Here is a 12,129-nt window from a genome sequence, read left to right on the forward strand (position 1 = left end):
TGAATCATTAAGTGTTCTATTTTAAAGAGAACTGATTCTCTATAGGTCTTTTTGCTTTTTCCACTATGAGTTATTAAGCCACGTATTTTCCAATTTTTTAATTTCCCCATTTGCTTTTAGCTTGTGTAATGCTTTATTAATTTGTGCGGTCAATGGGGAGCCCTTCTTCAAAGTAAGCGCATATCCATGATCCGCTTTAGCAATGAGGGAATAGGAAAGCCCGGCATGATTTTGGGTAAAAATTTTACCTTGTGTCCCATCTAACAAAACCACGTCAACATGACCAGCAAGTAATGCTTCAATTGCCTGGTTGTTATTATCCAACGCGATAATTTTTAAAGTCGGAAAGTTTTCATGCATCCAAATTTCCATGACGCTACCAAGCTGTACCGCAACTCTCTTGCCTTTCAGCTGGCTTGAGGTCGTTACTGGTTGATTGGCAGGGTATACAGCAGCCATTCCTTCGAAATAATAGGGATCTGAAAAATCAAAATTCTTTTTTCGAGCATCAGTAATGGATATGGTTGCTATTGCAATATCATCTTGTCCCGAGGTTAAAACAGGAAGAACCGTGCTGAATTGCATGTTGTCGAACACTGCTTTTTTCCCTAATTCTTTTGCAATTAATTTTGCCAATTCGATATCAAAACCTTTAAGTTCACCTCGGTCGCTATATTCGAAAGGTGGATATTCGGCTGTCGTGGCAAAATGAAGCTCATTCGTTTCACTATTTTCTTTGCATCCAGAAAAAATAAGTGTTATTAGAATGATAAAAAATAATCTGACATAGTGCATTGAATATAAATCCACTAAAAAACCATTAAACGAATATAAGAGATGTTCTGTTTGTTGTCAATATGTGAATTCAATTCCTTTAATTTGAATATATATTTAATTAGGCAAGATTCTCGGAAACTACGGTTGTCAAGAAGTGTATTTCTTGTTGAAGATTATGAGTTCATATAGCTAGTAATGAGTAAAAATGAACGGCATGACAGGTCATGCCGTTCGGAGGCAAGTAATATTTTAATGACAGCTTGGGAATTTGAAGGAAGCAATCATGGTACTCCAGCTCTCTGGAGACATAATAAATTCATTAGCATACCAGAACGTACAATCATCAGAGGGATCAAGAGCCATACTGCTGTAATCACCCCAGCGATTAATCTCTCCGGGTTTAGATGGTAATTGAGAAGCACTACCGGTAGCTATGACATTTTCACTTCGCATGATGTTGCGCGGATCAAAAAAATTGCGTCCCGTGTATCGGATAGATGGGAAAAGGAAAGGGCTTGAAGCACTATAGCCCAGTGCGATATTCCCTTGTTTGTCCATAGCAATACTACCCATCCATCGTCCAATTCCATCATATGGCATGTAAGTACCTTGCTGGTGAACGCTCATGCGACCCAATAAGTTTATTCTAATTTCATACCAACGTGTTGCAGGAACTTGGTTTCCTACCTGAACATTATGATTCAATACAAAGGATTGATGGAGTCCAAAATTCCGATAGGCTAATCGATACATTGGTCTGTCAGATATCACATCCAGTTTCGCAGTAGTACCGGGCTGCATGGCACAATCCCCCTCCGCGTTTCCATCACTAGGTTCACATATTTTGGGGTTAAATGGTGCGACTTTCAGTGGTAGGGGCCCAAAGAATCGACTGAGCAATGGATTACTCCAATTAACATAGAATTTCCACACTGCGAGATGATCCATCGATGTGACGCCATTTTCTTTCAAGAGACCGATAAAATAGTTGGGTGATCCTGGAGGTGGCGGAACATGGCCATCGAGATCTGATGGAAGGAATAAACCTGCATCCACCTGGGTCTGAAAGCATTGTATACTTGCTGGCGCACCTATCAACATACTATTACGATCCATGGCACAAGCAGCGGGTCCAGGAATAAATGGTAAAGGCGCAACTAAATCATTATCAGGGCCAGATTCTGCTGTGAACATATTAAACATCATGTAATATGCATCAGGCCAAACAGCTAATTTCCCGTAATCATTAAATGTAGGTCCAAAATCATAGGCATAGCGGAAGTAAGGGCCTGTTGCATCTGGAGTGATAGAAATCGCAACACATTGTGTTTGGTGCTCTTTATCTCCTATTGCAAATTGCGTGAAAACCCAACGATTGGCAAGTTGGTCATATTTGACTATAGGATCACCATCATTAAACTCTTCGCATGGACCTCCAAATCCAGCCCATAAAGCGTTTCCTGGAGTAGGAGCTGTGATTGCAATGCCTGTCGCCTTATTAAAAATAACAAAATCCGTGTTAACCCATTCAACTACTTGAGTTAAACCTACAGCGGCGTTGGTATCAGGTGGAGTTGTGTTAGGAATATACCCTGGGTATCCAAGGCCAAGACCTAAAAAACTAAGTCCTGGGATCGTAACTATACTGTTTTCGATATTTGTTTGCAGTGCCTGATCTACAAAATTCTTTTCTACTGGTGGTAATTTCATAGGCACAATATGTAAAGGAACCACATGTTTTTTTGGTTCAGAAGCTTTAGGAACTTCTAATGCCATTTCCTTTAGTGATTTGGAAATGTCATGTTTAATTTCTGGTATGACAATGGGTTTGGCCATTACCGGCTCAGCCAAAGAGTTCCCGGTAATCATCCCTGCAACGACACCTAATGCTAAATTAAATCTTCTCACTGTTTTACTCCTTGTAAAAAAGTTCAAATGGGATAAACATCCAGCTTAAAATTTTGAATGTACCCTTTAAAACAAATTAAAGTTTGTAATCCATTATAAAAAAGGCCAGACTGGGACTTAACAAACAGAATGCCAAGAAGGCAAAGTGTCCAAGAGAATTTTAACTATAAAAAAAGGGTTAAAATTATAGGATTTTCAAAAGATTTCATATCGAATCACTTTAATGGCAAATTAATTTATATATGAAGGAATTTCAAAAATCAACTGCCATAAAACTCTAGTAAAAAGTCAGGTTAAATTAGATCCGAAGCTCATTTGTTTTGACAAATTTGCATTGGGTATTAGGCGTGCAGTATCTTATTCAAATTTCATTTGTTTCCAAGCTTCATATACCACAATAGCAACGGCATTTGAGAGATTTAAACTTCGATTGTTCTTTCGCATTGGAATGCAGAGTGAAGTATATTGATTCAATATTTCATCCGGTAATCCCTTGGATTCAGGTCCAAACAAAAAAATGTCTTCTGAGGCGTATTGAACTGTGGTATAGCATTTTTTTGCTCTGGCACTAAACGGATAAATTCTTTTTTGTGAATGTTGTTCCACAAACATCTGCCAATTGTCATATTGAGACACAGAGGCCCATTCATGATAATCCAATCCTGCACGTCGTAATGCTTTTTCGTATAAAGAAAAACCCAGAGGATGAATTAAATGCAGTTTCGCTCCGGTGTTCGCGCATAAGCGGATGATATTCCCTGTGTTAGGTGGAATTTCAGGTTGATAAAGGGCAATATGAAACATAATTGTAAAGTGATTTTAAAAACTCAAAAGGTATTAAATCATAGTGTCAATAATATCATAGTTCCCAGCTCATAATATTAAATTATGGAAAAAGGCTGTATTTTCGCTATCGTTCCATTCACCTATCGTTATAGAACATGCAGTATATACTTCCTGAACAGAAGGTCATTTTTTGCCTTTAATTTTTGCAGCCACTAACTTTTCAAATGCACTGAGTCCAGTTCTCGAACATGAGGTTGTCTGGGTAAAAACTCGATACCCCATAATCCTATGGTTGCATCTGAATCGAGTAAAAATCGTCCATCCACAAGCACCAATGGTTGCCTATTCGCGATAATGAGATAATAGTCCGTAAACCAATTAAAAATTGCAAAATCTTTCATTAAAGTGGGAGAGCTTTTTATAGATGCGGGTAGATCTGAAGGAGAAAAAGAAGGATAACTGTTCACAAATTTGCTGTTATATTTTTTAAAAAGAGGAGTGTACGCATCGATGATGTATATATTATTTTCAGCTTTACCAATTCCTCTCCAGGCTGTTGAGCTTAATAATTTGGGAAATACACGAACCTCCCGGGTTTTCAAGCGCATTTGGGTCAATTTACTCTCAACCGCTTCCATTGCCCGATGGTGTTGATATGTATTAAATAACATAAATAAACCAACCAGCAGTAACGAGATAAGTACAGGTTGTCTTTTATTAAAAACAAGTGTCGATGTGATCCCGATACATAGTATGATTGTAACCAAAGGGTCCACGATCGATACAACATCCCAACTGACTCGAATCTCTGAAAATGGCCAGAATAAAACAGTTCCGTAAGTAGTACAGGCATCCAATACGCCATGTGTTGCATAACCAATCAGGGCTGCTAAAAATGTGAATTGCCAGTTTTTACGAAATCTTTTGAAAAGAAGTAAAAATAAACTAACAATTAAAGCGCCTATTGGAATAAAAAGAAGAGAATGGGTGAAGTAACGGTGGTAGAGGAAAAAAAGCATAGGATTACCTGATTCTCGGATGAAAATATCCAAATCAGGTGCCATTGCGGCGATACCTCCGACCAACCAAGCGTTCCGTTTATCTTTTTGATATAAAATTGCCTGAGAAGTAGCTGCTCCTAAAAATGCATGTGTCACCGGATCCATGTTTTATTCCCGGAAAAGAGTCATTTATTGGCACAAAGTTAAACTATAACCATTTAAAAATAAAATGTAAAAATAGTTCGAGTCAAGACTGTTTTTTTATTTTTTATTTGTATACCATAGCAAAGCTTATTTCTTTTTTTAATTCACTTCTCTGTGGATATCTAAACCTTATCCTATTTTAGCCCGAATCAGTTTACGACTAAAAGTCCTCACTGGCTCTATCTTATATTGAATTTTTGTTCCTTATATCTAAACTAACTTATGCACATTTTCTGTGGATAAGTCTGTTTATAATCTGTCAAACTACTAGCAGGATTTAGAAGTTAAGAGGATGAGTCATGATTTACCAAAGTGTTTTTCTTGGTGCGCTTCTTTAATAAAGCATCCTTCTTGAATCCATGCATGTAATTCCTTGACAAGGTAAGTTGCAACCTGGTCTTCCTGCATGTGATGGCTTAATATCTCACAGATTTCCATGAAAGTTGCTTGATTGAATATTCCCTTAATCATCTCTTGCTCAGGTCCCTTAAGCACACGATACAAAACATCAAGTTCACGCCGCCAAATCAAAACACACTGAGATGATTGAAGCTTTTTGGGAGAGGGAACAGATTTATTTTTACGTACCGCCTGGATCAGTGCAAGACTATTCCAATCTAAAGAAAGTAGAGCACAGGAAGGGTGTAGTTGAATTTTCATTTCCGGCCATTGATTAACAGGCAACGATTGTAGATCAACAGTAGATAATAAAGTTGCATCAAAAGAGATGAGGGCTTGGTATTCTGCCCATTCAAATGCAGCAATCTCCGCTAAATAAGGTTCTTTTTTATAGGGCGAAAACTCAGTGAGGAATTGTTTTAGATTTTTTCCAAAATGGTTCAAGGAAAAATTATATGAGGGATACTCCTGAGTGTAACGCCGACTCATTTTGCTAAATTTTTCTTCTCCAAGCACCACAGCTAATGTACTGTAGTCGCTATTTAATGCTTCTTCGAGTCTGGCATAAAATCCATCAGCATAGATAGATACCCTGTCAGCGATAGAACCTTTCGGTGGTGATTCCAGGTAAGGATTAATAAGCGGTTCGGAAGTTAAAATAGAATCTTGTAATAAGGAATGTAATTCAGAGAGTTTCATATGCTAACCCTGCTTGTTCATTTGATAAGCAACATTGCTTTATTTTTTTTGCATGTTCTAGTTCTTGCCATAATTCTTCAAAAGGGGGAATACGATCATCACGTTCAATCATGGTGGAAACGTCGCCAAATTGATGGATTGCTTTGGCATATAAATCCCATACCTCGGTTATTACAGGATGATCATGTGTATCAATAATGTAATCGTTACAATGAAGATGGCCTGCTAAATGAAATTGCTGTACTCGATGGACCGGGATATTAAGCAAATAAGTCTCAGGGATAAAACCATGATTGTAAGAGCTCACGTAAATATTATTGATATCTAATAAAATCAAACAATCTGCACGGCTGGCTATTTCAGATAGGAACTCCCATTCAGTCATTTCAGATTCTTTGTAAGTAATATAGCTGGATACGTTTTCGAGTAGGATGCGCTTCTTAAAAAAATCCTGCACGTATTTTACTCTTTCAACCACATGATCAATGGTTCTTTCTGTGTAAGGCAGGGGCAATAAGTCGTGAATGTTTCGTTGATGGACACCAGTCCAGCATAAATGATCAGAAATCCATTTAGGCTCAATTCTGTCTGCTAATCCTTTCACACTTTTTAAATATTCTAAATTTATAGGATCGGTACTACCAATTGATAAAGAAACACCATGCATCACCAAGGGGTAATTTTCCCTTACTTTATCTAAGTAAAACAGAGGGGTGCCTCCGTCAACCAAGTAATTTTCAGTAAGAATTTCAAACCATTCTACCTTGGGTCTGTGCTCTAAAATATAATTGTAATGCTCGGTGCGTAAACCTAATCCCATTCCTAAAGATGCATATTTTTTGGAAGGGTGCTCTATACTCTTTTCCATCTGTCTTAATTCCTGGACGGTAATCCCATGTGATATTGAATGAATTGATGTCTCTAATTGAGACATCAATTCCAGAGTTACGGCTTATGATGATGACTTGCTGTCACTTTTTCCTTTGCAGCTGTTAGAGCCTTTGCATTTGTGAGAACTTTTGCATTTGTGGGAACCTTTGCAACAGTGTTTGCCTTTGCAATGGTGCTTACCCTTGCAAGTATGTTTACCCTTGCAAGTATGTTTACCACTGCAATTGTTTTTTCCACTGCAGTTGTTTTTTGCTAGGTTGGTAGGCGTGTTAGTGTTTGCTCCATTACTTTCAGAAGCAGATGCAGCGTAAACACCTGAAGTAAATAATGCTGCAGCTGTAGCGGCAATTAGTAAGCTTCGCTTTTTCATTTATAATCTCCATATCATTTTTATTAGTACAGCTTATGAACAGCATTGTAATCATAGTAGAATGTCACAATAAGTACAAGCTTCCCACCTTTAAACCATTCCAATGATCAAAGCAAGTCGAACAGTATCGAATTATTTGTAAATGTAAAGCAAACGTTAAATAATAATTAGGGACTCATAAAAAAAACAGAAGTGATATAATTATATATATTTACAGGCTAGGAATAATAATGCTAAAAACTCTGATTCCTACTTCAGGGATGCTAGGATTATTATTAATCTCTGGATTTTCTGAAGCGCAAAAAATTACTTGTAAAAACTATGATGGAAACCAGATTGAAATCAAACCAAAAACCATTACAATCTATAATAACTCCGAATCAATAATTTATCCCGTAATCGCGACCAGTAAAAACTCAGTAAATGAATGGATTCAAGGTTGTTTTAGTACAATTGACCCTTATCCTACCAATTTTGTATATAAATTATATGTGAATGAGGGTACAGGAATAGCTCCCGGCTCATCTGTTGTCATTACTCTCCCCTTGTACAGTGAATTATCAAAGAATCGCTATATAACCTGGTGGAATGGCGGACGCGTTGTGTTGGCAGACAAGAAGGACAGGCTTCGAAATGAAAAAGACGAATCCTTATCTACACCTGCAGGTGTGAGTTGCGAAGGTAAAAATACGGAATGCAAATTAAGTACTTATTCGAGTGATGTTCAATTTCCAGAAAATATATACGCACAGTTATCGGAGTATACTTTTGGTGATTCAATTATCCCCCCCAAGAAATCCGTCCGAATATTAAAACCAGAGAATGTAGGCTATAACATTTCGTATGTAGATCATGTCTACATGCCAGTCGCAATAGGACCTAAAAATAACCCTTATGTTGGCTATAGCGGCTCAGCAATGTCCTTAAGTTTATTTAGAGAACATCTTGATTCTTTCCTGAAAAAAACCTTGGGAAATGGTTGGCCAGTCTATAATTTAACTGAATTGAAATTACCTGGGGGGTACAACATTTTTGCCCAACGTTCAGGCACTTTACCTCCAAATGATGATGTGCCAGTCAAGCCTTCGGATGGTTATCCCCCTGTATTGACTGTATTGTCCTGTATCCAGGGAGAATGTAATGAGGAGCAAAAAAAATCACTTCACTTTGGGGAGTCAGTTCAGCGTTTGCAAAACCTTTGGGGTTCTTGCGTCAATTGGAATGAAGATACAAATAAATACGTCACTCAAAAAATAGATTGTCCTCCGGATTTAAAAGAAAAATTGAGTGCGGTACAGCAGTTTTTCAAGCAAAATCACCAACAATATTTGCAAATGTATTCGAATGGACAATGTAATCTAACTCCAGATGTTGATCCGGTACCGTTTAATTACTGGGAGGCTATAAAGCATATCTATGGGTGGGTACCCTTTAATGAAGGATGCGGTGCGTCCGCCAATCCTTTATCAAATACAAAAATAACAGGATGGGATCATGCGAAGATACAATCAACGTACATACATGATTTACAATACAATTACAAAGAATCCAATATCACGCCTGAGTGGTTATTTAATCCTTATGTACAACTTATTCATGATGAAAATTATCTCTCTATGGACGCTTATGGATTTTCTGTAGATGATGCCGTAGGTTTCATGAGCGAATTAGGAGATGGCCTTATTTTTACTGTGGGTGGAACTCATGGCCTTGAAAATCCACAACAGTTTAGTTACGCAGATGGTTTTTCCGTGGCTATTGGGGTGCCTCAACCTTTAAGTGAGCAAGTGAGTAAGCCTTTAATCAAAAAATATGGTGTTTGTGTTTTCAACCAAGACCCTAATAATTTAAATTGCCAGATAGTCCAGCAAGAAGTCATTATGCCGACAAATAGTCAAATCGCAGGCTTTAGGGTAGGCACTGTCGCTTCATATCCCATCAAAGTACGCTTTACTGATTTGAATGATAATGTGTATACCTTTGTAGTTAATGCAAAGTTTGCTCCATGTACCGATGGAATGGATCCCGCTCAATGCCCGACTAACAGGGCAGAAATTGTTGACAAGCAATCTTGTATTGTCAATAAAAGCAATGGAGCAAAGCATCCCAAATCAGCAAATTGGTGTGCTAATGCGAATCCAAATCAGCAAAGGGAAAAACAATTAACTAAAAACTACTTAAGCTTTCCTCAACCAGTGAATTATATGCCCTAGCTGATTATAGATTAGGATACATTTTTTTTATTATCTGCTATTCTTATTTTAAAATTATGATTCAGGGATAGAAAAAATATGAAACAAGTAACTCTTGCTGCACTTCTATTATCAATTTCATCATTGAGCATTGCTGCTTCCATGTCATCAATGAGTAAATCGGAAGTAACAGAGGCTTTGAATGATAAAACGATCACTACCATTTCCGCAGCCACACTCAATGATAAAGTGCTCGCCAATCCGTTTACTGGTTATTTTGGTAAGGATGGGAAAATGAATGGAAAATTTGTACAGCCAACTAAAGACGTCCCACAAAAGGATCAGGGAACCTGGCTTGTGAAGGATGATGGCAGTGTTTGTATGACTTGGACGCAGTGGTTTAAAGGAAAAGAGGAATGTGTTTATTTCTTTAAACTACAAAATGGGTTGCTTATTGTGGGGGCTGACCAAAATTTTGAGAGTTTCATCTTAAGTGCTCATATTAAACCAGGTAATCAAACCAAAACCACTGTTCAAACTCAGAATGATTAGATGCATTACATGTTCATATTAAATCATGGTTTATTGTAACCAGGATTTAGTGAGCGATTTTAATGCTCCTGAAAAAATTTATTTTTTTGTTTTAACCGAAGTAATAAGTAAGTTGTTCGCTCTGAAAGTAAAAAAAGACCAAACCCAATTAGACAAAACAGAAAATTTATTACGAGCTCCAACCAAAAATGAAACATGGATAATACCCCAAAACCACCAGGCAAGTTCTCCATAAAAACTTAAATGAGTGAATTCAACGATAGATGCTTTTCTACTAATTGTTGCGAGGCTGCCTAGATGGGTATAATTAAACGGTTTAGGATACGTTTTACTATCAATCAGCGCCGTAATTTTCTTAGCGACGAACTTACCGCTTTGTTTTGCTGCAGGTGCCAACCCCGGCATTGGTTTACCATGCCATAGATTTGCTAATGCAGTATCTCCAATGGCAAAAATATTATTGCAATGAGGTACTGAAAAATCATCGTTGACAATGACTCGGCCTGTGTTATCTGCTGGGGCATTTAACCATAGAGCAGCGGGTGAAGCTTTAACCCCCGCAGCCCAAAATACCGATTTGGAATAGATTCTTTTTCCTTGGACTATCACACCCATATCATCAATATGTTCCACAGCACTGTTAGTATAGACAGTGACGCCGATAGCTTCTAGAGATTGTTGTACTTTAGCCGAGCTTTTTTCTGAAAAAGCAGGAAGCAATCGAGGTGCTGCCTGAATTAAAATGACATGAGCATCGTAAGGATCAAATGTCCTAAAATCTTTCTCCATACCGTAGCGGGCCAGCTCAATAATAGCTCCTGCAAGTTCCACTCCTGTTGGTCCTCCACCTACAATAACAAAATTCAATAAATTTTGGCGCTCAGTTTCCGTCTCTGCAAGTTCCGCATTTTCAAAGGTTTGTATGATACGACTCCGAACAGCAATCGCATCTTCAATTGTTTTCAAACCAGGTGCGTAGGGCTCCCAGACATCTTTGCCAAAATAGCTATGCGTTGCGCCAGTAGCAAGAACTAAATAGTCGTAGGAAATTTGAAATTGATCGGTTATGACTCGATGCTTTTCTTTATCAATCGCAGTGACTGTCCCTAGTCTGACTTGAGCATTGAATTGATCTAAAAAAATAGATCGTATCGAGACCGCAATATCACCTGAAGATAAATTTCCTGTAGCAACCTGATATAAAAGCGGTTGGAAAAGATGATAATTATTTTTATCAATAAGGGTTATCTTTACAGGAACATTCCGTAATGCTTTAGCGCAGGCAATGCCGCCAAACCCACCGCCGACAATAACAACATGCGGCAAGTTCTCCAGTGTAAATGCAGGTTTTCCTGAAAGTTGTGGATACCTATTTCTAAAAAAACTCAGCAAAATGTGGTCTAATGAGAAAAACCCAGGCCCTGAAACAAATAAAATAGCCATTATCATGAGCCAATAAGGGGCATAAGCAAGCGCAACACTATGGGATTCATTGATACAAAATAGAACAAGAATCAATAAAGAGACTACGCGAGTGGCTAATCCTAAAAATAATAAAAAAGATAAAATAATAAGACTTGGATCAATTAACAAACTAAGAGAATGAACAGGAAACCAAAAAGAAGAGAATAGTAGTCCCTGATGAGGCATCTGTTGGATGAGCTCACTCATGATAATCCAGGTAATAAAGAACCAAACGCGTAAACCCAATAAATAAACCGCATTAAATGCATGTTTTGTCATTTTAAAAAAATAATGAATGCTCATAGCAAAGGGTAAGGGGCTACGACTTAGTCCATGTTCGAATAAATGATCTAAAGAAAATGGACCTGCACCTCTTAATACATAACCCGCCATCAAAGGGATGAGTAATAAATTAAGATCGAGTTTCACATAATATATCTGGGTCATGACTGAGAGGATGAGAATCATGAAAGCGCCAACTCGAGTGAATAAACCTAATATGAGAGTGCCTCCACCAACTATTTGGACCAATATACCTAATAATGCTTCCCATTCCGGATTGAGCCAAGGCACAGGGTATTCACTCTTGGCAAGTAGTAAACTAATATCCCAATGGTGTGCTTGCAGCAAACCAGCGATTAATATCTTATTGCCAAGCCATAGCCTGAATAGGATGTCGATAAAAGGCCATGCTGTTTTTCCCAAGAATAAAGAAATATTCGAAAATACGGTAAATAAAGAGGCTAGTTTGTGTACAAAATATTTTGGTTTAGAATTGGATTCTTGTCGTGAATTACTCATATTTAAAATTCCCTAAAATATAAGCGAGGGAATCCATGAATATTTCCAGAGTAATTAAAAGGATATTTTTACTCATTTCTAATTT

Annotated in this window: 10 protein-coding genes; 2 read left to right on the forward strand and 8 right to left on the reverse strand. The window is 37.7% G+C overall.

The window, feature by feature from the left end; all coding sequences use genetic code 11:
- Nucleotides 1-63 precede the first annotated feature (63 nt).
- The 7 genes from BU07_RS0107410 to BU07_RS17510 form a co-directional block, all read right to left on the reverse strand.
- Entirely contained in the window at nucleotides 64-795 is a 732-nt protein-coding gene (locus tag BU07_RS0107410; RefSeq protein WP_031564784.1) for a substrate-binding periplasmic protein, read from the reverse strand.
- 231 nt (nucleotides 796-1,026) lie between these two features.
- Nucleotides 1,027-2,685, reverse strand: a complete 1,659-nt coding sequence (locus BU07_RS0107415; RefSeq protein WP_031564786.1) for a hypothetical protein — start codon at nucleotides 2,683-2,685, stop codon at nucleotides 1,027-1,029.
- Nucleotides 2,686-3,042: 357 nt separating this feature from the next.
- Nucleotides 3,043-3,489 (reverse strand): tRNA (cytidine(34)-2'-O)-methyltransferase, encoded by a 447-nt coding sequence (locus BU07_RS0107420; RefSeq protein ID WP_031564789.1) that lies wholly within the window; start codon nucleotides 3,487-3,489, stop codon nucleotides 3,043-3,045.
- Between the two features lie 194 nt (nucleotides 3,490-3,683).
- Nucleotides 3,684-4,637, reverse strand: coding sequence for a metal-dependent hydrolase (locus BU07_RS0107425; RefSeq protein WP_031564792.1), 954 nt, complete (start codon nucleotides 4,635-4,637; stop codon nucleotides 3,684-3,686).
- A 336-nt stretch (nucleotides 4,638-4,973) separates the two neighbouring features.
- Nucleotides 4,974-5,774 (reverse strand): HvfC/BufC N-terminal domain-containing protein, encoded by an 801-nt coding sequence (locus BU07_RS0107430; protein WP_051635503.1) that lies wholly within the window; start codon nucleotides 5,772-5,774, stop codon nucleotides 4,974-4,976.
- Nucleotides 5,761-6,642, reverse strand: coding sequence for an MNIO family bufferin maturase (gene bufB / locus BU07_RS0107435; protein ID WP_031564795.1), 882 nt, complete (start codon nucleotides 6,640-6,642; stop codon nucleotides 5,761-5,763). The genes BU07_RS0107430 and bufB overlap by 14 nt, the downstream gene beginning before the upstream one ends.
- Nucleotides 6,643-6,719: 77 nt before the next feature.
- The gene (locus tag BU07_RS17510) at nucleotides 6,720-6,902 is read right to left on the reverse strand and encodes a hypothetical protein (RefSeq protein ID WP_162173976.1); all 183 of its coding nucleotides are present in this window, start codon (nucleotides 6,900-6,902) and stop codon (nucleotides 6,720-6,722) included.
- 363 nt (nucleotides 6,903-7,265) lie between these two features.
- On the opposite strand from BU07_RS17510, the gene BU07_RS0107445 reads away from it, so the two are divergent.
- Both BU07_RS0107445 and BU07_RS0107450 read left to right on the forward strand, forming a co-directional pair.
- Nucleotides 7,266-9,248, forward strand: coding sequence for a hypothetical protein (locus tag BU07_RS0107445; protein ID WP_031564799.1), 1,983 nt, complete (start codon nucleotides 7,266-7,268; stop codon nucleotides 9,246-9,248).
- A gap of 78 nt (nucleotides 9,249-9,326) precedes the next feature.
- The gene (locus tag BU07_RS0107450) at nucleotides 9,327-9,779 is read left to right on the forward strand and encodes a hypothetical protein (RefSeq protein ID WP_031564802.1); all 453 of its coding nucleotides are present in this window, start codon (nucleotides 9,327-9,329) and stop codon (nucleotides 9,777-9,779) included.
- 78 nt (nucleotides 9,780-9,857) lie between these two features.
- Here the strand turns inward: BU07_RS0107450 and BU07_RS16735 are convergent, their stop codons facing one another.
- The gene (locus tag BU07_RS16735; protein WP_084157814.1) at nucleotides 9,858-12,044 is read right to left on the reverse strand and encodes an FAD-dependent oxidoreductase; all 2,187 of its coding nucleotides are present in this window, start codon (nucleotides 12,042-12,044) and stop codon (nucleotides 9,858-9,860) included.
- Nucleotides 12,045-12,129: the final 85 nt, after the last annotated feature.

The organism is Legionella wadsworthii DSM 21896 = ATCC 33877, from assembly GCF_000701265.1.
GTDB lineage: Bacteria > Pseudomonadota > Gammaproteobacteria > Legionellales > Legionellaceae > Legionella > Legionella wadsworthii.